Source organism: Candidatus Amarobacter glycogenicus, assembly GCF_016704105.1.
Taxonomy (GTDB): Bacteria; Chloroflexota; Dehalococcoidia; order Tepidiformales; family Tepidiformaceae; genus Amarobacter; species Amarobacter glycogenicus.
Genome location: NZ_JADJAT010000001.1, coordinates 49,331 through 70,700, shown reverse-complemented (window position 1 = coordinate 70,700; position 21,370 = coordinate 49,331). Strand labels below are relative to the sequence as shown.

The window sequence follows — 21,370 nt, the reverse complement described above, 5'->3', positions numbered from 1 at the left end:
CTTCGGGTCTAGGCCCCGTCAGGGCGCGGGAGCAGTCTCCGACGTCGAGGCGCTGGTCTCGGTCTTGGCCGCTGGAGCGTCAGTGGCGGCCGGTGCTGCGTCGCTCTTGGAATCCGAGTCGGAGACTGCCGAAGTCTTGTTCCGGCTGTCCGTCGCATACCATCCGCTGCCCTTGAACAGGACCGGCGGTGCGTGCAACACGCGCTTCGCCGTCCCCTTGCCGCACTCCTCGCACTTGTGCGTGGTCTCTGCATCGAAACCCTGCCGCAGTTCATAGACTGCCTTGCAGGAGTTGCACTGGTATTCGTAGGTCGGCACAAGTACCTCGGGGTGCGCCCGTTGCGGGCATGGTGCTAGCCGTTATGGTGCCGGTGTTAGCACTCAGGCGTCAAGAGTGCTAACTGCGTCGTTGGTCGCCGGCGGGTAAACTCGCACGTGGAGAGGTGGCAGAGTGGTTTAATGCAGCCGTCTTGAAAACGGCCGTGGCGAAAGTCACCGGGAGTTCGAATCTCCCCCTCTCCGCCAATCGCGCTATCTGGTAAGGCACGTCCGCGCTACATTGCTCGGCGCACAACCGTTCCGGAGCACACCCATGAAACTGCACGAATACCAGGCGCGTGATCTGCTGGCCGCAAACGGCGTCGCGACGACTCGCGGCCGCGTGGCCTCCACCCCGGCCGAAGCCCGCGCCATCGCCCAGGAACTGGGCGGCAAGGTGGTCGTGAAGGCCCAGATCCATGCCGGTGGCCGCGGCAAGGGCCGGCTCGTCGCACAGTCTGAGACCGCCGCCATGTACCACAACCTCACTACCGACCCCGATAACTACTCCGGCAAGGTGAAGGGCGACCGGGTCGGTGGCGTCCGCCTCGCGGATACCGTCGATGAGGCCGAAGCCGCCGCCTCAGCGATCCTCGGGAAGCACCTCGTCTCCATCCAGACCGGCCCCGAGGGCAAACTCGTGAAGAACGTGCTCGTCGCCGAGCAGACGGACATCGCGAAAGAGTATTACCTCGCTGCGATCATCGATGGGATGCAGGGTTCCCCGCTGATCATGGCCTCTGCCGAAGGCGGGCAGGAGATCGAGGTCGTCGCCCACAACAACCCCGAAGCAATCGTCCGTCTCCCCGTCAGTGCCGCAGCCGGTTACGACCCGTACGTCGGGCGCACCCTCGCAGCGCGCCTTGGCCTCGCCGGCGACCACGCGGATCAGTTCGGGAAGATCGTCCAGGGCCTCTACAAGACGCTCCTCGCCACCGATGCCAGCCTCGTCGAGATCAACCCCCTGGCCCTCACGGAGGATGGCCGGGTCGTCGCCGTAGATGCCAAGCTGACCGTCGACGACAACGCCCTCTTCCGCCACAAGGACCTCGAGGCACTTCGCGACAAAGACGAAGAGGACCCGCTCGAGATCAAGGCGCAGGAGCTCGGCGTCGCCAACTTCATCAAGCTCGAGGGGAACATCGGCTGCGTGGTGAACGGCGCCGGACTCGCCATGGCGACCATGGATACCATCAAGCTCGCTGGCGGCCAACCCGCGAACTTCCTCGATATCGGCACCGTCAACGACCCGCAGCGCGTCGTCAGCGCTCTCTCCGTCATCCTCGACGACCCCTCGGTGAAGGCCATCCTCGTCAACATCTTCGGCGGCATGGCCCGCGTCGACATCATCGCGCAGGGCGTCATCGACGCTCACCGGCAGATGAAGATCGACGTTCCGGTGGTCATGCGCCTCATCGGCACGAACCTGGCCGAAGGCGAAAAGCTTGTCGAGGAGAGCGGCCTGCCGCTGATCCGCGCGAACGGTCTTGCCGAAGCTGCCCAGAAAGCGGTCGCGGCAGCCGGCGCTCGCTAACACCGTGGCCAACGCAGTCATTCGAAGGGCGTCCATGGGAGACCTGGATGCCCTTCTTCGCCTCTACGTCCAGCTCAGCGCGGGCAACGCCACGACGATTCGCGAACGCGCCGAAACCGGCCTGCGCGACATCCTTGCCAGTTCAAACATGACCCTGCTCGTCGCCGAAACCGATCACCTGGTGGGCACTGTCACGCTGGTCATCGTCCCGAATCTGACACACAACGCCGAGCCGTGGGCACAGGTCGAGAACATGGTCACCGACGAATCAGTCCGAGGTGCTGGCGTGGGCCGCCTCCTCATCGAAGAGTGCCTCCGCCTCGCCCGGGAAGCCGGCTGTTACAAAGTCCAGCTTCAGAGCGGCAACCAGCGCAGCACCGCCGAAAACGATGCCCACGGCTTCTACCGCCACCTGGGCTTCGAAGCATCTTCCGCCGGCTTCCGTTACTACTTCCGGTAGCTGTGCGAGGTCATTCGTCTAGTAAACAGCGCGTCGCTAGACGTACTGCCTGAACCACGCCAGCGTCCGCCGCGTCATGCGGCCTTCGGTGTACTCATCGGCGAACGCTTCGATTCAGGTAGCGCTGGTACTCGTTCATGTTCCGTTCCTGGCCGCGGCGTGGATGGGAAGGCGTCAACGCACCCGCGTCTGGAGCCCGTCGATCGCCATTCCGGTCCCCCACGCGACGAACGCTCCCGCGGCAGCGATGACCGAAGCAACGATCAGGCCGAGGAACACTCCGGCCTGTCCCATATCTCCGGATTCTGTCGAGGGCAGCGCGAAGAGCGCGACGAATACCGGTGGTCCAACCGCTGCGGCGAGGCCGCTTCTTACCATATCCCTCCGGTGGACCCTGGGCAGCGCCGCGAATACCCCGGCAACCGCGGGCCCGAACAGCACGATCAGGAACCAGACGAGCAAGAACGACTCGCCCAGTTCAAAGGTCTTGCCCGAGTAGTAGGAGAGCCACCAGGCCGTGCCGTTGATCGCCATCGCTGCGGCGATCCGTATCCCGCTCATGTGCTGGCACCTATTCCTTCGCCTGTTCCTGCTGCTTCGCCAGCGCCTTGCCAAGCGCCCGGCCCTTGTCCGGCGTCGGGTCTGTCACCAGCCCGTAGATCTCGCGGCCCTCGTGGCCTTCCGGCAGGTGCTCGGTGATGGGCAGGCCTTCTTCGTTAACGAACAGAAGGCAATGGCAGTACTTGAAGATCTGCATCTCGTCGCAGGCGCAGATCCAGTCGCGCCGCTTCACTTCCTCTTCGCGGGGGAGGTAGAGCCCCTCGGGCCAGTTCCCGTTTTCGTCCTTCGAGGGGTAGAAGTTGCAGGGGCAGAGCGGGCGGCCGTACTTGTCGATGTTCGAGGCCAGGCCGAGGACGACGCCCTCGGTGATGAACCGGTCGGGATGGAGGTGCGTGCCGGACTTCTCCGCGAACTTCTCCGCGTAATTCCACATCTTCTTCACCGAGGCCTCGGTTGGTTCGTCCACGTGCACACCCCTCTGGTCGTCTCGCGACATTATCCGCGAAACCGGCACACGGTGCGTTTCGCAGCCGGTAGCATTGCCAGATGACCTTCGCTCCGTCGCTGGATGAAATGCACGCGCTGTACTGTCTTGCGCTCGGGCGGGTCGCGGCGCTTGGTCCCGAAGGCTGTGCGGAAAGAGTCGGGCCATGGCTCTGCATCGATGCCGGGCTTGGCATCTCGAAGTTCAATGTCGCTGCCGTCGTCGACTCGGTTACCCGGCCAAGGTCGGCGTTGCGCGAGGCGATGGACTGGTTCGAGGCGCGGGGCATCAACGCCCGGCTGGACCTGCGCGGGTCGGCCGATGGAGCCATCCTCGCTGCAGCGATGGTCGAAGGGTTCAACTTCTGGGGCCGCGAGCCGGCCATGGTGCTGCACCCGCTTCCCCGCGAGCTGCGCCCGCCACCGCCGGAGCTAACAATGGTCGAGGTGCGCACCGATGCGGAGATCGACCTTTACTGCGCCACCGACCGCGAGGAATTCGGCGATCAGGACTTTCAGATGGCAATGGCTGCCCGCGCCGCCGAGATACCGGGCGTCTCGATGCACCTGGGGCTGCTCGACGGCCGGCCTGTCGCACGCTCGATGGGCATCGTTTCGGGCACGCTAGCCGGTGTGTACAACGTGTACGTGGCGCCATCTGAACGCGGCCGGGGCTTCGGAAAGGCCCTGACCAGTGCGGCGGTCGCGGCAGGTGTTGCGGTGGGAGCAACAGCGGCGTGCCTGGAATCGACCGAGCTCGCCTTCCCGTTGTACGAGTCGCTCGGCTTCCGCCGGGTTGATGACTACATCGTGGTTGGGACGGAGGACCCGGTCGGCGGGCGCTGAGCATGAGCGACGACCTCTTTCACGGTGTCCTGCTTGATGTGAACCGCACCGTCCGATCATCCGGGATACCCGGCAAACTTGCCGAGTTCGATGGCTGGATGGTGGCTGATAGCGGCACCGGGATCGATGGACTGAACCAGGCGATGGTTTTGGAGGCGGACGGGGCCGTTCGCTCGCTCGAATCCGTCGAGCAGTGGTTTAACGCGCGCGGCGCGGGCTTCCACCTGGTGCTGCGCATCCCCGGCGATGAGGCGGTGTTCGAGCTGGCAAAGGCTCGCGGCTACGCTCAGACGCGGTCTCAGCCGCTGATGGCGGCGCTGATGCCGCTCTCTTCGTACCCGTTGGCAGCCGGTGTGACCGCGGCCATCGTTCGCGATGCCGAGGACATCAGGAACTATCTGAGCGTCCGGGGATCTGGCCCCGGCCGCCCACCGCACGACGAGGAAGCGAAAGTGATCGCCGCGCTTGTCGCGACTGGCAAACTCCACTACTTCGTGGCGATGGACGATGGTGTGCCGATTGCGACCGCTTCCTCGGCGGTTTCCGGCGCGGTCGTGTCGATCAGTAACGTCTGGGTCGCGGAAACTGCACGGAAGCGAGGCCTTGGCACCGCGATGACCGCCATCGCCGCCGCGTCGCATCGCGAGGCCGAGTGGGCCATCCTGGAGGCATCGGCGATGGGTGACCCTGTCTACCGGCGAATGGGCTTCGAAGAGCGCTTCCGGTATGTGCGGCTCGCGCCGCCGCAAGCCAGCGCCGTCTCCTAGATAGTCAGCCCGCCGAGGCCCTGCACTCCTCGGACGTACTCGATCTCGCCGACATGGCGATAGCCGTGACTCAGGCAGACGCCGTAAATCCCGTCCCAAAGCGACATGGGCCCGAGCGGCTTGATCGTCACCGTGCGTTCGTCGAATTCGGCCGGCGACATTGCCGCCAGGTACGCATCGGTGGCGGCCCAGACTCTCTCCTGGTACTCATGCCACTTCGCAACGTCATGGATCTGGACGGCGTTGGCCTCAGCTTCAGTCATCCCCGTGCCCTGGCTGTTTCGTGGCAGGGCGAAAGTGTCGTTGTAGCCGCCTTCGAGCCAGACAGTCGGCTTCCCCTGGCTGACGAAGTTGATGATGTTGTCCTCGGTGCGGACGTAGTGCCAGAGGCTGAAGAACGCGCTCACGCCGCCCTCCTGCGGGCGAAAGTTGAAGTGGTCGGCCGTCATGTCCTCGACCGCCTTGTCGAGCAGCGCGTGCATCGACTTGAGTGAGCTGCGGAGAATGCTGTGTGGTGTCTTCGACAAAGGAATCGGCCCCCGACGTTGGTGTTGGGGGCCGATTGTGTCGAGGATCGGGAGGCGCGTCTACCCGGCGCGTGCCGCTGCCCGGCGCGGCTCATCAAGCGAATAGCCGGAACCCCAGCGGTTGACGATGTACACGGGATTGCTGGGGTCGTCTTCCAGCTTCTGGCGCAGGTAGCGCACGTAGAGCCGAAGGTAGTGCGTTTCTCCGGCGTACTGGTTGCCCCAGACGCGTGCGATAAGTGCCTTGGAAGGGATGACCTCGCCCGGGTGCTCGGCGAGCGTGGCAAGCAGCCGGAACTCCGTTGGCGAAAGCGCCACCAGGACTCCGTTCTTGGTAACGGTCTGGCTTGCAGGGTCGATTTCGATCGAACCCACGCGAAGGACGGCAGGCAGCCCCTGCCGCCGGTCTTCCGGCGCCGCCATCTCCATCCGCCGGAACATCGCCCTCAGGCGGAGGTCGATTTCCTCGGTCGCGGACTTCGGGCGGCAGTAGTCATCGGCGCCCGCCTCGTAGCAGCGCAGCATCTCCGCGAAGGTGCCCGCACAACCGACGACCACCACCGGCGCGGGGGAGTCGGCGCGCACGCGGGCGACCACGTCACCGGGAAATGCGAGATCCCTTCCGAGGTCGATGACGATGGCGTCCGCCTGGTCCAGGCTCGCTCCAAGCGCCTGTCCCGCCGGGTCGCCAAGCGGCGAAACGCGGTAGCCGAATTCTTCAAGCCCGCGAGCCCGATCATGCGATCGCTCCAGACCGAGAGAGATCACGACGACGCGTGTGCCAACGAGCGGCGGGAGTCCGGGAGAGTGCGTGCTCGTGGTCGGCTGCATGCGGAATGTCCCCCCATTAGTGGCATCCCCCAATGTTCCGGCTGGCGGGAGCCGTCGACATTGAAGGTATGCCGCATTCGAAGCCGTTCACCTGGCTCGTTGCAGCGGGCATGCTCTGCTCGCTTGCGGGGCTCGTCTTCGCCGAATTGCCGGTTTCCACCAGTGCCGCCGAACGAGACTCCGCACCAGTAACATCGGCAACCGCCGGTGCTTCCTCCGCCACTTCCAACGCCGTCCCAACAGTTGTCACCGAAGCGCCACTGGATGCGCCGCCTCCAGCGGCCGTCGCGACTGAAACCCCGGGCCTGGCTCTGGCAGTCGCTCAACTTGCGGCAACGCCGACTCCTTCGCTCGAACCGGCCCCTGCCGTAACCGTCCAGTCGATGCCGTCGCGCGTCGAACAGCCCGTGGAAGTGCCCCGCGTCCACGAGAAGGCGCGCGCGCTGTTCGATGCAATGAACGACGCTCGTCGAGCCGAGGGGCTCACGCCGCTGGATTGGGACGCTTCCCTGGAAGACGTCGCCTACGCCCGCGCCGCGAATCTCGTAGCCAATGGCTATTTCGACCACTACGCGCCCGACGGAGAAAGCGCCTTTTCGGAGTTGTCCGCGCGGGGCATCCGCTACCGCCTGGCCGGCGAGAACCTCGCCCGCAATAACTACCCCGAGACTAAGACGGTGTCGGCCGCGTTCGACGGCCTGATGAACAGCCCCGGCCACCGCGCGAACATCCTCGAGGCACGGTTCAGTTCCGTCGGCGTCGCCGCGGTTCGCGACGGCAAGATGTGGATCTATGTGACGGTCTTCCTGAACTGACCCGTGGCCTTGCCCGTGCGGCTAGAATGCGCCGATGGAATGGCAAGAAGGCGAACTGGACGCGAATGGTGTCCGCATCCACTACTACCGGCGCGGCGTCGGACGGGCGCTGGTTCTGGCTCACGGGATGACCGATAACGGCAAGTGCTGGAGCCGCCTCGCGACGGTGCTCGAAGACCGGTTCGACATCGTTGCCTATGACGCGCGTTACCACGGGCTGTCCGAAGCTCCCGCCGCCGGCGGCTTCGGTGGCGGCGAGGACCTCGTCGCGGTGGTCACCGCACTCGGCCTGGAGAAGCCCGCCCTGCTGGGACATTCGATGGGTGCGGCAACCGTCGCCCACGCGGCCGGATTGCGGCCCGAGTTGTTCTCCTGCGTCATCCTTGAGGATCCGCCTTGGCGCGACGATTGGTCGGCCATCCGGCAGCAGCCTCAAACCCCGGCGCCGGACTGGAGAGCACTCTCCATCGAGCAGATCGTCGCTGCCGGGCGCGCCCAGAGCCCTCTTTGGCACCCTGACGAATTCCCCGCATGGGCAGAATCCAAGCGGCAGTTCCGCGGCCCCGCCGACTGGCGTGCCCGCGCCATTCCCGGCATCGTGGATTGGCGCGAGACAGTCGCGGCGATCGGCGTCCCGGCATTGCTCCTGCGTGGCGGAAGCTCGGAACGCGGGGCGATAGTCAGCGCCGAAATCGCGGCCGAGGCGCAGCGTCTGAACTCACGGGTCCAGACGGCCTGCTTCGCCCAGGCCGGGCACAACGTCCGCCGCGAGGCGTTCGCCCCATACGTTGCCGCGGTGAGTTCGTTTCTTGCGCGCTACTGAGGTGCTGGTGGGCGATGAGGGGCTCGAACCCCCGACCCCCTCGGTGTAAACGAGGTGCTCTGACCAACTGAGCTAATCGCCCCGAGGCTCGATTGTCACCGCCCCGCGCGAAACTGTCGATCCTCAACCTGCGGCGATGTGTTCCATGCAACGGACAGCAGATTCGATTTCGAGGGCCGAAATGCGCTGGTCCTTCACCCAGGCCCTGAAAGACGTTTCGTCCCACGATCCCTGCCGCCGGTACTCGTCCAGGGAAGAGTAGTTCCGGGCAGCCAGCCGCAGGTCCATGAGTTCCCGGTTTCTGTGGATGGTCTCGGCCGCTTCGCTGCTCGCAAAAGCAGCATCGATCCGGGCACTCTTGCGCCCGAGCACGCTGGTTATCCGCGCAGGTTCCGCGAGGTACTCGTCGATCGGCGCCGCCGCCACGAGCTTGGCCGCAGTCAGTGTCCCCACGCCCGGGATGCCCGGGAGGTTGTCACTCGCGTCCCCGCTCGCAATCCGATAGTCGAGGTACCGTTCGCGGGGAAACGGCGTCGCCGTACCGTCTGAGGACTTGGGCGCCGTCGCCTCGCCGAAGTTCCGAGGCGTGATCACAAGTCGCTTCACCGGCGAATAGATAGTGATGCGATCGTCGACGAGTTGGAGAAAGTCCCGGTCGGTCGAGCAAATGCGGACTTCGGCGGCACCGGACTGCAGCACAGCGGCCGCGATCAGGTCGTCGGCCTCGGTGTTTGCGCCCCGCAGTAGCTGCAACGGAAGCCAGGCGGCCATCTCCGAGAACTGGCGGATGCCCTCAACGACGTGCTTCTCGTACTCCATGAACGAGCCGTCCGACTCACGTCCGGTCTGGTAGGGCGGATACAGCCCGCGCCGTCTAAGCGGCCGGCCAGCGTCGAACGCGACGATCAGGCCGCTCGTCCTCTGTCGCGGCTCGTCGAAGAGACCCTGCTGCCCTGCCGGCCGCGAGGGTGCAGCGTCGGGCGGCTCGCCTGCACGGACGGCGAAACCGATGACACTCTGCGTGAGCCCGAGGAGCGCGGCCCGCACCAGTTTCTCCGGCGTGTCGGCGCCCATGGGCCGGCGCAGGGCGTGAAAACCGGCCCAGGCCACGTTGTTTCCATCGACGACGAGGAGCATGTCTGGAGTATTGGGCATCCGGTGGCTCGACGCGACACGGTTTCTTGTACCGCGGGATCGGTCGTCGCCGGGCTCGATGATGTGTCGCTCATTTCACCGTTGGGACGATGTACGTCCAGTGATCCTGTTGGGAGTACCGGAGCGTCCCACCCTCCTCGACGGCCCGGCGCAAGTCGGAGGTGTAACTCTCCATCGCCACGCCGTAGGGATTGAGCGCGAGCGCCTGGTCGATGCTTCGCCGTGCTCCTGCGCCGTCGCCGAGCATGATTTTGATCGCCGCGACGTCCAGGGCATCACCGGATGCCAGGCCGAAACGGGTGGCAAGGTCCGCATAAGCGGCATCCGCGGGCGTGAGGTGCAGTCCCGGTTGGGCTACCGCGGCGGCAAGCAACGCGCGCGCACGCATCGAGGCGTGCTGGCGTTCGAAGGGGACGATCTCCCCGGCCGACTCGTACAGCGTGGCCGCCTGCTCGAACCGCTGCGCATCGAAATCCTCCCAGGCGCGGTTCGCTTCCATGTCTGCCCTCGGAAGTTGGACAGCGAGGTAGAGCGCCCCGGCGACGAATGGTGCGGCCAGGGCGGCGCCTCCGGCCGGCGGCAGCCGTCTCGTGCTTCCCCGGACCGGTTCGCCGCGAGAAACAGTGACTGCCAGCGTCCCCCAGAACAGGATGTGTGCAGCCAGCGAAATCGGGTTGAGGAGTGTTAGCGCCCCGTACGCCGTCAGCGCCGCCCAGGCGAACGGCAGGGGGCTGGACTCCGTCCCGCGAGTTGGTCGCTGCCGTGCGTGTCGGACCGAAGAAACGGCGACGACGGAAACCAGCGCGAAAAGACTGGCGAGGCCCGGCAGTCCGAAGTTCGCCGCGGTGTCGAGTACGTAGTTGTGGCTGCTTTGGGCGACGAGGTCGTAGCTCTCGAACGCGCCACCCAGGTCAGCGGGCCGTTCCACCGGGAACCCAAGGTAGAGACCGTCCGGGCCAGCCCCGGTGAACGGGTGCCCCTTGATGACTTCGAATGCTCCTTGCCACAGGCTGAAGCGGGTTGATCCGCCCGGATCCTGTCCGTCGATGCCATCGTGGACGCGGTCCGCGCTTCCTGCCAGGCCTCCGGCGGCCGCGCTCATCACAGCGCCGCAAGCCAGGCCGGCGGCAAGGGCGGCTGCCGGCCGGACAAGAGCGCGGAACGGGTTCTTCGCAACCCACCAGGCGGCCACCAGGGCCAGGAAGAACACTCCCAGCGCTCCCAGTCCCGACCGGCTCTCCGCTTCCAGGACGATGAAGCCGACGACGCCCCCAATCACCGCGACTGCGCCGAATCGCCACCGCCAGGTGGTTGCGAGGACGCCCGCACAGGCCGCAAGTGACATAACCGCAAAGGCCGCGAGTTCGTTCGCGTTGCCGATGGTTCCGATCGCTCGGTCCGATGTGTCGACCCACCAGGCGACCGGGTCGTTTCCCGTCGCCTGGATCGCGGTGTACGCGAAGGCGCCACCCAGACCGACGAGCGGGAGCAGCAGCGTCACGCGCGGCTGCCCGGACGCCGAGAAGTGGAGTGCTCCGGCGAAAACCACAACATAACTGAGCTGCGTCAGGAACCCCTGCCGGTACTGGTACACGCCCAGCAGGCTGCCGGCGCGGTCGATGGCGGCGAGTTCGCCCACGATCAACGCCGCGACCCAGAGGCCGAGTGTGATGCCGATTGGCCGCCCACCGGCGAACGAAAAGCCATCGATCCCCAGGCCGAGCAGGATGAGCGCCGCCGCGACGAAGACCGCGCTCTGTTTGGGGAGGGTGAAGTCGTCGTACAGGCCGGGGACGAACACAACGGGCGCGATAGAAAGCGCAACGGCGAGCCCCGCGAAGACCAGGTAGCGGGCTAACCTGCTGGACCCCGTTGATTCAGCCCGCAGAGAGGACGCCACGTTGGCGGATGGTACCGCCGGACTCCCGCAAGCGCATGGCGGCGGTTCAGCTTCGAGGCCGGGCCCACGCGATGCGAGAGTCAATGATGCGCTCCATCGTGTGTTCGACCGGGACGAAACCGTGGCCCAGCCAGAACGGCGCGCCGGACGGATTCGCGGGAGCGAAGTGGAGCGTGCAAGTCTCGTGTCCCGCCAGGCGTGCCCAATCCATGCTGTGGCGAAGGAGGGCTCCACCAATCCCGCCTCCGCGGATGCCGCTGGTGACGATGCCCTCGAAGAGGTAAACGTCGCTTGATTGGCGGATGATCGGTGGAGTGAAGCCGGGACGGAGAAACGACTGCATCGCGATTGGCCGGCCATCTTCGTAGGCGACGAAGTAGGGCGTTTCGCTGCTTCGCAGCGCGTTGAGGTTGAACTCGCGCACCGCCTCCGCCGTCACGTGGAGGACTGGCCAGAACATCGGCGAATTCCAGTGCCAGGCCATCAAGTCGTCGGAGAGTGCGAGTACGTCCTCGATGTCTTCCGCCGACGCGCGCTCCACGGTGATCGCCCGCCCGCGGTCGAGGAGGACCGGGTCCGCAACCCGGCGTGTCGCCGCGGTGAGGAAACGTCCGAATCCGAGGGTGACCCAGATGTCCTGGAGTTCGGGGTCACCCGCCGGGATGGCGGCGCGATGGTGGAAGAAGCCGTCGGCCGCCCACGTTGCCGCGAGGTCGGCATAGAGGGCCACGTACACGGGCAGCGCGTCGATGCCGGCGGCGACCGCGTGGCCTTCGACCGGGATCGAAATCGACTGCGGCGGCACGAACTGCGATGCGAAATCGTTCGGTGGCAGCGACATCCGTGCCCCGATGAGGAACCCGGCGAGTTTGCCGTCGATTTCAGCGACGCGACTATCGCCGCGGGGGTTTCCGAGGAGGTACTGGATCAGCGGTTGGCAGCCCGAAGCTTCGAGCAGGGAGGGCTCGATCGCGGGCAATCGCTTCGCGTGGTCGCGGTAGCGGGCGGCGAGGAGTTCGGCGCAAGCGGGGAGGTCGGAACGGTCGGCAGGTCGCACCTGGATAGTAGGCACGCGCTCTCTCTCTTTCTGAAAACGGGTCCGAAAAGATTGGGGGCAGCCCCTCGATCGCGGCGTTTCCGGTTTGTTTCGTGTATGTTACGATCGTATTAATTCTGGAGCAGGCAGGAGCAATGAGTACACCGACTATGGCCGACCCCGAAGCCGCCGTGAAACAAGCAAGTGCGCACCTTTACGAGGCAATGACCCACCACTATGGTCCGTTGGACCTGGCGGCGCACCAGCCCCTCGTGAAAGCGATCTCCGAGTACGGACAGTTCAGCCGCGCCCACGACGAGGACGGCGTCACGAAGGCCAGCACGCACGTCTACGAAGCGCTGACCAAGCACTTCGGCCCGCGCGACCTCTCCGCCGATGACCCGGTGGTGAAAGCCCTGGCCGAGTACGGCAAGGCCTGCCGGGATGCCGGCCTCAAGTAATCCCCGTTCGGATAAGAATGAAACGAGGGCAGTCGAATCGACTGCCCTCGTTTCGTGCGGCCGAACCGGACTCTGCTAGCAGCCGGGGAGGCGGTCCCGGAGGGCTTCGAGGAGCCCGCTGATCGGGACGCGCACCTGGACCTGCGAGTCGCGTTCGCGGATGGTGACCGCGTCGTCGCCGGGGGTGCCGTCTTCGCCGACGGTCTGGAAGTCGACGGTGATACAGAGCGGGGTGCCGATTTCATCCTGGCGGCGGTAGCGGCGGCCGATCGACTGCGTCTCGTCGTATTGGGCCATGTACGTAGAGCGGACCATTTCGTAAACGCGGCGAGCCGCGGGCCTAAGCGCCTCGTTCTTCGAAAGCGGGAGGACGGCCACTTTGATCGGCGCGATAGCGGGCTTGAACTTCAGCACGACCCGGGTTTCGCCTTTCTCGTCGAGTTCTTCGTTGTAGGCCTCGAGCATCGCTACTGCCAGCGTTCGCGTCAGGCCAGCCGCGGGTTCGATAACCCAGGGGACGACGTGCTGTTTCGTGTCCTCGTCGAAGTAGGTCAGCGGGTGGCCGCTGGCGTTTCCGTGGGCAGTCAGGTCGAAGTCGGTGCGGGCGGCGATTCCTTCGAGTTCGCCCCAACCCCAGGGGAAAAGGTATTCGACGTCGGCGGTGCCGGCGCTGTAGTGCGAGAGTTCGGCCTTTTCGTGGTCGCGGATGCGCAGGCGCGAGGCATCGATGCCGATGGTGTCGCGGTACCAGGCCAGGCGGGTGTTTATCCACTCCTGGTGGAGTGCGAGGTATTCGACCGGGTTGTTGCGGTCGGCCGGGGGTTGGCAGAAGTACTCCATCTCCATCTGCTCGAATTCGAGTGTGCGGAAGATGAACTTGCCGGGCGTGATTTCGTTGCGGAAGCTGACCCGGCTCTGGGCGATGCCGAACGGGAGCTTGCGACGCATCGAGGCGACCACGTTTTCGAAGTTCGGGAAGATGCCCTGGGCGGTCTCTGGCGGCAGGTAGGCAATGCTCGCTTCGTCTGCCACGGTGCCGACCTGGGTCTTGAACATCATGTTGAACTGGCGCGGCTCAGTGAGTTCTCCGCCGTCGTTCGGGCAGGTGACATCGCCGGCAGCGTTGCGCTTCACCTCGCCGTACTGGCCCTCTTCGATGTGGTCCAGGCGCCAGCGCATCTGGCACTTCTTGCAGTCGACGAGAGGGTCGTTGAAGTTTGAAACATGCCCGGAGGCGACCCAGACCCTGGGGTTCGTGATAAGCGCGGCATCGATGCCGACGACGTCGTCGCGGTCACGGACCATGGACTTCCACCAGGCTTCGCGGATGTTCCGCTTCAGCTCGACGCCGAGCGGGCCGTAGTCGTAGGTGTTGGCGAAGCCGCCGTAAATCTCGGCGGCAGGGAAAACGAACCCCCGCCGCTTGGCTAGCGACACGATGGTTTCGAGGTCTTTAGCAGGCACTGCTGGCGTTCCTTGAAGACGGTGTCGGCGCGCCTGGCAGGCGCGCCGCAGAGAAGCCAGACTACCACTCGTGCCGCTAACGCTTCTTCCTGGCGGCGTCCAATCGGCTCGCCAGCGCTTCCTGGTCCACAGGGATTTCGAAAGTCTTCGTTCGCGAGGTCGCTCCGGCTATCAGCACGATGTCGCGCTGGGGCAGGTCCAGCGCTTTCGCGAGTAGCCGGACGACGGCCGCATTCGCTGCGCCATCGGCCGGTGGCGCTGTCACCCGCACGGCGAGCTGTCCCGAAGCGTCCAGCATCCCTACTGCGTCGCCCGACGCGCGTGGCGTGACTCGAACCGTTAGCCTCATTCCAGGAGTGTACGTTCCCTCCCCCTTTCGGCGGCAGGCGCCACAGTTCCAACAAGCGCATGTCACAGGGACTAGAACATTTGTTTGCCACCCGCTATTATCCGTCCGACGGCCACCGGGGTCCCCCTTGGTCAGCCGTACTTAGTTGATGCGGGTGACCCATGGCAGATACCGACCGCGCGCGAGCGCTCGACCTCGCGCTCTCCCAGATCGAGAAGCAGTTCGGCCGTGGCGCCGTCATCAAATTGGGCGACGGTACGCCGCCTCCCATCGAGGTTATCTCCACCGGCTCGCTCGCCCTCGATATCGCGCTTGGGATCGGTGGCATCCCCCGCGGACGGGTCACCGAGATCTTCGGGCCCGAATCCGCGGGCAAGAGCACGCTCGCTCAACACATCATGGCTGAGGCCCAGAAGGCTGGAGGCACGGCCGCCTACATCGATGTCGAGCACGCGATGGACCCTGGCTACGCACGAGATCTCGGCATTCGCCTCGAGGACCTTCTCGTCAGCCAGCCCGATACCGGCGAACAAGCGCTCGAGATTTGCGAAGCGCTCGTCCGATCGAACGCCGTCGACGTCATCGTGGTGGACTCCGTCGCGGCCCTCGTCCCTCGCGCTGAGATCGAAGGCGATATGGGCGATGCCCACGTGGGCCTGCAAGCTCGTCTCATGTCGCAGGCGCTCCGCAAGCTGACCGCGACGATTTCGCGGACCAGTACGTCCGTCATTTTCATCAACCAGCTTCGCGAGAAGGTGGGAATCGTGTTCGGGAACCCGGAAGTCACGCCCGGCGGCCGTGCGCTCAAGTTCTACTCGTCGGTGCGAATCGATATCCGGCCGGTCGAGTCCATCAAACGGGGGACCGACGTCGTCGGGCGCCGCGTGAAAGCAAAAGTCGTCAAGAACAAGGTGGCTGCGCCGTTCCGCCAGGCAGAATTCGACATCATGTTCCAGACACCACGTGGCATCAGCCGCTCCGGCGACATCATTGACCTTGGCGTCGAGTATGGCGTACTGAACAAGAGCGGCGCCTTCTACAGCTTCGGCGATATGCGCCTGGGTCAGGGTCGGGAGAACTCGAAACAGTTCCTCGACGATAACCCTGAACTTGCCTCGACGATTGAAGGCGACATCCGCCGCGAGGCTGGTCTTTCCGTGCCCGCCGCCGCACAATCCGGGGCAGAACCCGTCGGGGCACGCTAACCGGAACCTATGGACGATCCTCCCAGTCCGGCGATCATCGAAGTCCGCGTGATTTCTCACGGCCGGCAGCGGCTCTTGTCGCTCTCCGACGGCCGCGAAGTGCTCTTCAGCGATGAAGCGTGCGAGCGCTGTGGCATCGCCGAGGGCATGGCAGCGACACCCGAACTGCTCAAACAACTCGAGCGCGCCGAACGGCGCGTCAGCGCCCATGAGGCTGCCCTCCGCCTCCTCTCCAGCCGCGCGCGAAGTGAAACCGAGATGCGCACCCGCCTGGCCATGCGGGGATTCGATCCCGCCGCGATAGACGACGAGATCGGCCGCCTCCACGGGTCCGGCCTGTTGGACGACCAGAAGTTCGCCGAGGCCTGGGTTGAAGACCGCAAGCGCGTCTCGCCCCGCGGTCGGCGCATGCTCCGGTATGAATTGCTCGGACGGGGTATCGACCCGTCGGCCGTCGAGCAGGCGGTGGACGGCATCGACGACCGGGAGACCGCGCTCCAGCTCGCCCGCGGCCGCGCACGGAAGGGTCCCCGAGGGACTTACGAAGCGTTCTACGCAAAGGTTGGAGGATTCCTGCGGCGCCGTGGCTTTGACTACGAGGTGACTGCCGCCGCCACCCGGGCGGCATGGCAGGAACTGCTAGCCGAGACTCCCGACGTGGCCGATGAGCCCGCGACCTCGGAGACGCCCTGATTTCCCACCTCATGTACGTTCTGGCAGAATCAATTGGCACGAAGATTCACGGCGGCTAGCCACCAAGGGAGCCGGCCAGGAGGTTGCATGGAACTGCGTTTCGGTGAGAAGGAAGAGAAGCTCCGTCTGGAGGTTCGTTCGTTCCTTCTTGAAAACAACGGGCGGGGCGGCGAGGCGAGCGGGGCCGAACTCGGCAGCCGCAGCGACGACGAATTCGAGTTCGCCAAGGGCTTCAACCAGAAGCTTGCACAACGCGGCTGGATTGCTCCCGCGTGGCCGAAGGAGTACGGCGGCCTGGGCGCTTCGATCTACGAGCAGATGGTCTTCAACGAAGAGTTCGGCTACTGGGGTGCCCCCGATACCGGCACCCGCGGCTTCGGCGTTGGCATGATTGGCCCCACCCTCATCATTCACGGCAACGAAGAACAGAAGAAGAACTACCTTCCGAAGATCACGAGCGGCGAGCACATCTGGTGCCAGGGGTACAGCGAGCCGGGAGCCGGTTCGGACCTCGCCAGTTTGCAGACCAGGGCGACTCGGGATGGCGACGATTTCATCATCAACGGCCAGAAGATCTGGACGTCCGGTGGTCACCGCTCGAACCAGATGTTTTGCCTCGTTCGAACCGATCCGGAAGCGCCGAAACATCGAGGCATCAGCTTCCTCTTGATCGATGACATCAAGAACACCCCTGGCCTGACTGTTCGCCCGCTCATCAACATGGCGAACCGCCATCACTTCAACGAGGTCTTCTTCGAAGATGTTCGCGTGCCCGCGCGTAACCTCATCGGGGAAGAGAACCGCGGCTGGTACGTCGGCATGACGCTCCTGGACTTCGAGCGGTCGGGCATCGGCACCACCGCCTCCCAGAAGCGGACGCTCGAAGAACTGGCCAGGGATCTGCGCGAGGGTTCTAAGGACAGACGGGAGCAGTACCGCACCCGCCTCGCAGACCACGTCGTTTCGAACAACGTCGGGCGCTTCCTTGGCTACCGCATCGGCTACATCCAGGCCAACGGCATGGTGCCGAACTACGAAGCCTCCGTGGTCAAGATCTTCCAGTCGGAACTCGGCCAGAAGATCTACAACTTCGGAGTCAACATGCTCGGCTTGAGCGGACAGATGATGCCGGAAGAGCCGCGTGCCCCGATGCATGGTGCTCTCCCTGAGTCCCATCTGATGGCCGTCCCGTCGACCATCTACAGCGGCAGCAACGAAATCCAGCGGAATATCATCTCCACCCGGGGACTTGGCCTGCCTCGCGGTTAGGTTCAATGTTCCAGGCATGAAAGTGGGCGCCCTCGGGGCGTCCATTTTCGTTTCCAGGATGTCCGGTACCGCTAGAATCGCTCCTGTGATCGCGCTGAACGGGTTCGCACGGCGCCTCTCGGCTACTGGCACAGCATCACTCGCCGTGCTGCTGGTGTTTTTCTGCGCGCTGGCCTACTGGCAGGTGTTCCGGACGGACCTCGCTGGCGACGACCGCAACCCCCGCGTCCTGTCTGCCTTCTACGACCCGGGCCGGGGGAGCATCCTGGATCGCGACGGCAACATCCTCGCCGAGACTTTGGGCGACGGCACGAGGCAGTACTACGACGCTTCGACCGCTCACCTCGTCGGGTACCTCGATCCTCGGTTCGGCTCGCAAGGGGTAGAGCTCGCGTTCCACAGCGTGCTTTCCGGCGCGGTGCCTTCCGGCTGGGCCGGTGCTTTTCGTGCCGAGTTCGATCGCAGTCGCCCCAAAGGGAGCGATGTCGTACTCACGATAGCCCCCGATGTGCAGGCGGCAGCTGCCATCGCTCTTGGTGCACGGAGCGGAGCTGTCGTCGCGCTCGATCCGCGAAATGGCGAAGTCCTCGCCATGGTGAGTGTGCCGACTTACGATCCGGGAGCGCTCGCAATCCATGGTGATGGGCTTTTCGCCGACGCAACATCGCCGCTGCTGAACCGGGCGACGCAGGGCCTCTATCCCCCTGGTTCCACTTTTAAGACGGTGACAGCTGCGGGGATCCTCGAAAGAGGCATCGCCACGCCGGAGACGATCGTTACGTGCCCCGGCGAAATCGTGATCGACGGTTTCCCGATCTCATGCAAGAACACACCGCAAGGGGTGGGCACGTACCCGTTTAAGTCGGCATTCACCTTCTCCGTCAACGCGATCTTCGCCCAGTTGGGTGTGAAGCTCGGTTGGGCGGGTTTGACGGATATCGCACGACGGTTCGGGTTCGACTCACAGATCCCGTTCACGCTCGAAACCGCGAAGAGCCAGATCCACGGCCCGGATGCCGAGACAACGACGGTCCTTCTCGCGACGACCGCCTTCGGACAAGGCGAACTGCTAGCGACGCCCTTGCAGATGGCAGAGATAGCGGCCGTTGTTGCGAACGGCGGCACGCTGGCACAGCCGCGGCTGACCCTGCGCGAACAGCGAGATGGCCGGTCGCTCGGTTCCCTTGAGCCCGCCGTCTCTCGCCGCGTGATCAGCGCCGAGTTAGCGTCGATTCTCCGAGAGTTCATGGTGTCGGTCGTGCAGAACGGACAGGCGGCCGGGGTGAACCTCCCTGGCGTGGTCGTCGGCGGCAAGACGGGGACTGCCGAGGCCGGCGACGGCACCTCCCACGCCTGGTTTATCGCGTTCGCGCCGGCCGAGGCGCCTCGCATCGCTGTCGCCGTCGTTGTCGAGCATGGAGGCCAGGGCGGGAGCGTTGCCTCTCCTATCGCTGGCCAGGTCATCCGGGCGGCCCTCGCTCGATGACAGATTCAGGCGAGCGTCTGGACCGGTTCATCGAGCGAGTGGCGAGCCTCGGCGCGGCGACCGGTCTGCATCCCTCGGCGCTCCTGCAGGAGGTCCACGATGCCGCCGTCGCGGCAGTCCGCGACCACTCCGTTCCCAATTCGTATTTGTTGCTGCTCGCCCCGGCAGACATTCGGGCGCTTGAAGCCCACACGGATGAACTCAGGGCCGGTATCACGCGAATGCTTGAGGAACTGGTAGCTTCGCGCGGGCTTCGGACACTGGGGCCGTGGCAGGTCGAGCTCGAGGAGGCGCCCACGATGAGTACGGGAGGAATTGCCGTGCGTGTGGCCTTTCGCAACCCGGCGTCGCCGAATGTCGTTCCGGCACAGTCGACCGAGACAATCCGACGCCACCGGGGCGTTTTCCTGGTCATCGATGGGGCCGACCGCGTGCCACTTACGCACACGCCTTTCACGATTGGTCGGGCACCGGGTTGTGACCTCGTTCTTCACGACCTCGCCGTCTCGCGCCGCCATGCGCGCATCGAATCCGGCCCGGATGGGTCGCTTTCCGTCCGGGATCTGGGCAGCCGCAACAAGCTGGGCAGGGCTGGCCGGGCCTTCGATGAACTGCCGTTCGCACCGGGCGAAACGGTGCGCCTGGGATCGATCCAGCTCACGCTGGAGGTTCTCCCGTGAGTGGTTCTGACGAACTGCTCGTGCTTCGCCTCGGGCTGATAGCGGTAATCTTCGTCTTCGCGCTAGCGGTGGCCGTGAGCCTCCGTTCGAGCCTGGGAGTGCGGGAGCCAGCGCAGCGCGGTGCGCCGGGACAGAAAGCGTGGCGACTCGTCGTGCTCGTCCCCGGCGACGGTGGCCTCGTTCGTGGCGCCCGCTTCTCGCTCGCCGGGATGATGGTCCTGGGCCGGGACAGTCGTGCCGGGATCGTGCTGCCGGATGCTTCGGTTTCGGCAAGCCACGCATCGGTCGAACGAGTTGGAGGCGAGTGGAGAGTCGTCGACCTCGGTAGCACGAACGGCACGTTCATCGATGGCCGGCGCGTCGGGGATAGCGGTGCGTTCTTGCGCATGGGACAGAGACTCGCGCTCGGGAGCGTGGTCCTTCAGCTCGAGTTGGAGTGACCGCGGCCCGCGATGCCGCAAACCAGGCCGACCAGCGCGAAGTTCACGACCAGGCTCGAACCGCCGTAGCTCACGAAGGGAAGCGTTATGCCGGTCGTGGGGATCAGGCGCAGATTGCCGGCGATGATCACCGCGGCCTGGATCGCTAGCAGCAGCGCGATACCGGCGCACACCAGCCTTCCGTAGTTCGTCGATGCCTTGAGCGACGCCTGGAGCCCTGCGTGAAGGAGTACGACGTATAACAGGACGATGCCGAATGCACCGGCAAGGCCGAGCTCCTCTGCGATCGCACTGAAGACATAATCCGTCGCCACCGCGGGAATTGCGTCCGGCTGTCCCATCCCGAGACCCGTTCCCGTGACCCCGCCCGCCTGGATGGCATACGTCGCCTGCATTGCCTGGTAACCGGTCCCGCCCGGGTCCGTTCCAGGGTGAAGCCACGCATCGACTCGCACCTGTGCATGGTCGAAGGCGAAGTAACCTGCGAAGCCCGTGAGTGACAGCAGGACCAGGCCCCCGGCAAGGTACCAGAGCCGCCCGGTTGCCACGTAGAGCAGGCTCACCGTTAGCAGGACCAGCAAGGCGATCGAGCCCAGGTCTCGCAGGAGGGCGAGGGCCGCCGTTGTAGAGAGCACCAGCGCGAGCAACGGCACGAGATAGGGGAGGCTGGAATAGGTGCGGTTGCCGAGTCTAATCGACGGTGCAGCGAGTGCCGCTCCCCGCTCGCTCAGGAATCCGGCGAGGAAGAGGACGAGCAGTAGCTTGATGAACTCCGTTGTCTGGACGCTTTGTCCTCCGACGTTCACCCACAACCGCGCGCCATTGATCGTCTGGCCGAAGAGCCCCGTCGCGACAAGCAGCGTCAGCGCCAGCGCGCCAGAGGTGTACGTGTACCGGCGCAAAACTTCGTGTCTGGTGCCCAGGTAGGTGCACGCACCGAAGGCGACGATGCCGGCAGAGACCCAGTTCGCCTGGTCGGAGGCCGAATCCGGAGCCAGCCGCAGGGCGAACGCGAGTCCGACGGCGGCGAGGAAGCTCGAAACTGCATACAGTTCGGCCGGCGCACGCGGAGCCATGAGCCGAAGCGCGACGTTCCCGGCGAGCGCCGAAAGCGCGAACTGCGCTACGATCCGGGCCGTGTTACTCGGAATGATCACCGCTGCCGCTGTCAGGGAACGCCACGCAACGGCCAGGAACGCCAGCGCGCCCAGGAGCAGGAAGAATTCCACGTTGCGCTCGCGGGAGAACACCTCGCCAGGTTTCATTA

At 65.1% G+C, this 21,370-nt stretch carries 24 protein-coding genes and 2 tRNA genes; 14 read left to right on the top strand and 12 right to left on the bottom strand.

Features of this window, described 5'->3' with window-relative positions; translation table 11 throughout:
• Nucleotides 1–18 precede the first annotated feature (18 nt).
• A complete protein-coding gene (locus IPG14_RS00385; RefSeq protein ID WP_343384560.1) occupies nt 19–318 on the bottom strand; it encodes a zinc ribbon domain-containing protein in 300 nt (99 codons plus the stop codon).
• A 119-nt stretch (nt 319–437) separates the two neighbouring features.
• Between IPG14_RS00385 and IPG14_RS00380 the strand changes: the two genes are divergently transcribed.
• The 3 genes from IPG14_RS00380 to IPG14_RS00370 all read left to right on the top strand — a co-directional run bounded on the left by IPG14_RS00380 (nt 438) and on the right by IPG14_RS00370 (nt 2,312).
• Nucleotides 438–525: transfer RNA gene (locus IPG14_RS00380), tRNA-Ser, on the top strand.
• Nucleotides 526–592: 67 nt separating this feature from the next.
• Nucleotides 593–1,852: an ADP-forming succinate--CoA ligase subunit beta gene (gene sucC, locus IPG14_RS00375; RefSeq protein ID WP_343390556.1), complete on the top strand. Its 1,260-nt coding sequence runs from the start codon at nt 593–595 to the stop codon at nt 1,850–1,852.
• Nucleotides 1,853–1,886: 34 nt separating this feature from the next.
• On the top strand, nt 1,887–2,312 hold the full coding sequence (locus IPG14_RS00370; RefSeq protein ID WP_343390555.1) for a GNAT family N-acetyltransferase: 426 nt from the start codon (nt 1,887–1,889) through the stop codon (nt 2,310–2,312).
• Nucleotides 2,313–2,486: 174 nt separating this feature from the next.
• Here IPG14_RS00370 and IPG14_RS00365 read toward each other — a convergent pair whose 3' ends face one another.
• The gene (locus IPG14_RS00365) at nt 2,487–2,873 is read right to left on the bottom strand and encodes a hypothetical protein (RefSeq protein WP_343390554.1); all 387 of its coding nucleotides are present in this window, start codon (nt 2,871–2,873) and stop codon (nt 2,487–2,489) included.
• A gap of 10 nt (nt 2,874–2,883) precedes the next feature.
• On the bottom strand, nt 2,884–3,339 hold the full coding sequence (locus IPG14_RS00360) for a ferredoxin-thioredoxin reductase catalytic domain-containing protein (protein WP_343384554.1): 456 nt from the start codon (nt 3,337–3,339) through the stop codon (nt 2,884–2,886).
• Between the two features lie 80 nt (nt 3,340–3,419).
• Between IPG14_RS00360 and IPG14_RS00355 the strand changes: the two genes are divergently transcribed.
• Together IPG14_RS00355 and IPG14_RS00350 are read left to right on the top strand one after the other, a co-directional pair.
• Nucleotides 3,420–4,202, top strand: coding sequence for a GNAT family N-acetyltransferase (locus IPG14_RS00355; RefSeq protein ID WP_343390553.1), 783 nt, complete (start codon nt 3,420–3,422; stop codon nt 4,200–4,202).
• Between the two features lie 2 nt (nt 4,203–4,204).
• Entirely contained in the window at nt 4,205–4,969 is a 765-nt protein-coding gene (locus IPG14_RS00350) for a GNAT family N-acetyltransferase (RefSeq protein ID WP_343390552.1), read from the top strand.
• On the opposite strand, the gene IPG14_RS00345 is transcribed toward IPG14_RS00350, so the two are convergent.
• Together IPG14_RS00345 and IPG14_RS00340 are read right to left on the bottom strand one after the other, a co-directional pair.
• Nucleotides 4,966–5,496 carry a DinB family protein gene (locus IPG14_RS00345; protein ID WP_343390551.1) on the bottom strand — a complete coding sequence of 177 codons (531 nt, stop codon included), beginning with the start codon at nt 5,494–5,496 and terminating at the stop codon, nt 4,966–4,968. The genes IPG14_RS00350 and IPG14_RS00345 overlap by 4 nt on opposite strands.
• Before the next feature lie 60 nt (nt 5,497–5,556).
• Nucleotides 5,557–6,327: a response regulator transcription factor gene (locus IPG14_RS00340; RefSeq protein WP_343384550.1), complete on the bottom strand. Its 771-nt coding sequence runs from the start codon at nt 6,325–6,327 to the stop codon at nt 5,557–5,559.
• A 68-nt stretch (nt 6,328–6,395) separates the two neighbouring features.
• Here IPG14_RS00340 and IPG14_RS00335 point away from each other — a divergent pair, with 68 nt between their 5' ends.
• Nucleotides 6,396–7,142: a CAP domain-containing protein gene (locus tag IPG14_RS00335; protein ID WP_343384549.1), complete on the top strand. Its 747-nt coding sequence runs from the start codon at nt 6,396–6,398 to the stop codon at nt 7,140–7,142.
• A gap of 34 nt (nt 7,143–7,176) precedes the next feature.
• Nucleotides 7,177–7,965 carry an alpha/beta hydrolase gene (locus tag IPG14_RS00330; protein WP_343389686.1) on the top strand — a complete coding sequence of 263 codons (789 nt, stop codon included), beginning with the start codon at nt 7,177–7,179 and terminating at the stop codon, nt 7,963–7,965.
• A 5-nt stretch (nt 7,966–7,970) separates the two neighbouring features.
• Here the strand turns inward: IPG14_RS00330 and IPG14_RS00325 are convergent.
• From IPG14_RS00325 to IPG14_RS00310, 4 genes are all read right to left on the bottom strand, one after another.
• Nucleotides 7,971–8,047, bottom strand: a tRNA-Val gene (locus tag IPG14_RS00325).
• A gap of 41 nt (nt 8,048–8,088) precedes the next feature.
• Entirely contained in the window at nt 8,089–9,120 is a 1,032-nt protein-coding gene (locus tag IPG14_RS00320; RefSeq protein ID WP_343390550.1) for a hypothetical protein, read from the bottom strand.
• A gap of 70 nt (nt 9,121–9,190) precedes the next feature.
• Complete coding sequence (locus IPG14_RS00315; RefSeq protein ID WP_343390549.1) at nt 9,191–11,020, bottom strand: O-antigen ligase family protein; 1,830 nt, start codon at nt 11,018–11,020, stop codon at nt 9,191–9,193.
• 46 nt (nt 11,021–11,066) lie between these two features.
• Nucleotides 11,067–12,092 (bottom strand): GNAT family N-acetyltransferase, encoded by a 1,026-nt coding sequence (locus IPG14_RS00310; RefSeq protein WP_343390548.1) that lies wholly within the window; start codon nt 12,090–12,092, stop codon nt 11,067–11,069.
• 119 nt (nt 12,093–12,211) lie between these two features.
• On the opposite strand from IPG14_RS00310, the gene IPG14_RS00305 reads away from it, so the two are divergent.
• The gene (locus IPG14_RS00305; protein ID WP_343384544.1) at nt 12,212–12,517 is read left to right on the top strand and encodes a hypothetical protein; all 306 of its coding nucleotides are present in this window, start codon (nt 12,212–12,214) and stop codon (nt 12,515–12,517) included.
• Nucleotides 12,518–12,592: 75 nt separating this feature from the next.
• Here the strand turns inward: IPG14_RS00305 and IPG14_RS00300 are convergent, their stop codons facing one another.
• Together IPG14_RS00300 and IPG14_RS00295 are read right to left on the bottom strand one after the other, a co-directional pair.
• A complete protein-coding gene (locus tag IPG14_RS00300; protein ID WP_343390547.1) occupies nt 12,593–13,981 on the bottom strand; it encodes a glycine--tRNA ligase in 1,389 nt (462 codons plus the stop codon).
• A gap of 76 nt (nt 13,982–14,057) precedes the next feature.
• Nucleotides 14,058–14,330 (bottom strand): DUF167 domain-containing protein, encoded by a 273-nt coding sequence (locus tag IPG14_RS00295; RefSeq protein WP_343384542.1) that lies wholly within the window; start codon nt 14,328–14,330, stop codon nt 14,058–14,060.
• 161 nt (nt 14,331–14,491) lie between these two features.
• Here IPG14_RS00295 and recA point away from each other — a divergent pair, with 161 nt between their 5' ends.
• From recA to IPG14_RS00265, 6 genes are all read left to right on the top strand, one after another.
• On the top strand, nt 14,492–15,535 hold the full coding sequence (gene recA, locus IPG14_RS00290) for a recombinase RecA (RefSeq protein ID WP_343384541.1): 1,044 nt from the start codon (nt 14,492–14,494) through the stop codon (nt 15,533–15,535).
• A gap of 9 nt (nt 15,536–15,544) precedes the next feature.
• A complete protein-coding gene (locus IPG14_RS00285; RefSeq protein WP_343390546.1) occupies nt 15,545–16,228 on the top strand; it encodes a regulatory protein RecX in 684 nt (227 codons plus the stop codon).
• 87 nt (nt 16,229–16,315) lie between these two features.
• The gene (locus IPG14_RS00280) at nt 16,316–17,497 is read left to right on the top strand and encodes an acyl-CoA dehydrogenase family protein (RefSeq protein ID WP_343384539.1); all 1,182 of its coding nucleotides are present in this window, start codon (nt 16,316–16,318) and stop codon (nt 17,495–17,497) included.
• 85 nt (nt 17,498–17,582) lie between these two features.
• Nucleotides 17,583–18,983: a penicillin-binding protein 2 gene (locus tag IPG14_RS00275; protein ID WP_343390545.1), complete on the top strand. Its 1,401-nt coding sequence runs from the start codon at nt 17,583–17,585 to the stop codon at nt 18,981–18,983.
• On the top strand, nt 18,980–19,663 hold the full coding sequence (locus tag IPG14_RS00270) for an FhaA domain-containing protein (RefSeq protein ID WP_343384537.1): 684 nt from the start codon (nt 18,980–18,982) through the stop codon (nt 19,661–19,663). Before IPG14_RS00275 ends, IPG14_RS00270 begins: the two co-directional genes overlap by 4 nt.
• Nucleotides 19,660–20,103, top strand: coding sequence for an FHA domain-containing protein (locus IPG14_RS00265; protein WP_343384536.1), 444 nt, complete (start codon nt 19,660–19,662; stop codon nt 20,101–20,103). Before IPG14_RS00270 ends, IPG14_RS00265 begins: the two co-directional genes overlap by 4 nt.
• On the opposite strand, the gene IPG14_RS00260 is transcribed toward IPG14_RS00265, so the two are convergent.
• Nucleotides 20,085–21,368: an FtsW/RodA/SpoVE family cell cycle protein gene (locus tag IPG14_RS00260; protein WP_343390544.1), complete on the bottom strand. Its 1,284-nt coding sequence runs from the start codon at nt 21,366–21,368 to the stop codon at nt 20,085–20,087. The genes IPG14_RS00265 and IPG14_RS00260 overlap by 19 nt on opposite strands.
• Nucleotides 21,369–21,370 lie beyond the last annotated feature (2 nt).

What these genes read in the sequence shown, in the direction of transcription:
- sucC (WP_343390556.1), top strand. Translation starts at nt 593, where the DNA reads ATGAAACTGCACGAATACCAGGCGCGTGATCTGCTGGCCGCAAACGGC.
- IPG14_RS00370 (WP_343390555.1), top strand. Translation starts at nt 1,887, where the DNA reads ATGGGAGACCTGGATGCCCTTCTTCGCCTCTACGTCCAGCTCAGCGCG.
- IPG14_RS00365 (WP_343390554.1), bottom strand. Translation starts at nt 2,873, where the DNA reads ATGAGCGGGATACGGATCGCCGCAGCGATGGCGATCAACGGCACGGCC.
- IPG14_RS00355 (WP_343390553.1), top strand. Translation starts at nt 3,420, where the DNA reads ATGACCTTCGCTCCGTCGCTGGATGAAATGCACGCGCTGTACTGTCTT.
- IPG14_RS00350 (WP_343390552.1), top strand. Translation starts at nt 4,205, where the DNA reads ATGAGCGACGACCTCTTTCACGGTGTCCTGCTTGATGTGAACCGCACC.
- IPG14_RS00340 (WP_343384550.1), bottom strand. Translation starts at nt 6,327, where the DNA reads ATGCAGCCGACCACGAGCACGCACTCTCCCGGACTCCCGCCGCTCGTT.
- IPG14_RS00335 (WP_343384549.1), top strand. Translation starts at nt 6,396, where the DNA reads ATGCCGCATTCGAAGCCGTTCACCTGGCTCGTTGCAGCGGGCATGCTC.
- IPG14_RS00330 (WP_343389686.1), top strand. Translation starts at nt 7,177, where the DNA reads ATGGAATGGCAAGAAGGCGAACTGGACGCGAATGGTGTCCGCATCCAC.
- IPG14_RS00320 (WP_343390550.1), bottom strand. Translation starts at nt 9,120, where the DNA reads ATGCCCAATACTCCAGACATGCTCCTCGTCGTCGATGGAAACAACGTG.
- IPG14_RS00305 (WP_343384544.1), top strand. Translation starts at nt 12,212, where the DNA reads ATGAGTACACCGACTATGGCCGACCCCGAAGCCGCCGTGAAACAAGCA.
- IPG14_RS00295 (WP_343384542.1), bottom strand. Translation starts at nt 14,330, where the DNA reads ATGAGGCTAACGGTTCGAGTCACGCCACGCGCGTCGGGCGACGCAGTA.
- recA (WP_343384541.1), top strand. Translation starts at nt 14,492, where the DNA reads ATGGCAGATACCGACCGCGCGCGAGCGCTCGACCTCGCGCTCTCCCAG.
- IPG14_RS00285 (WP_343390546.1), top strand. Translation starts at nt 15,545, where the DNA reads ATGGACGATCCTCCCAGTCCGGCGATCATCGAAGTCCGCGTGATTTCT.
- IPG14_RS00280 (WP_343384539.1), top strand. Translation starts at nt 16,316, where the DNA reads ATGGAACTGCGTTTCGGTGAGAAGGAAGAGAAGCTCCGTCTGGAGGTT.
- IPG14_RS00270 (WP_343384537.1), top strand. Translation starts at nt 18,980, where the DNA reads ATGACAGATTCAGGCGAGCGTCTGGACCGGTTCATCGAGCGAGTGGCG.
- IPG14_RS00260 (WP_343390544.1), bottom strand. Translation starts at nt 21,368, where the DNA reads ATGAAACCTGGCGAGGTGTTCTCCCGCGAGCGCAACGTGGAATTCTTC.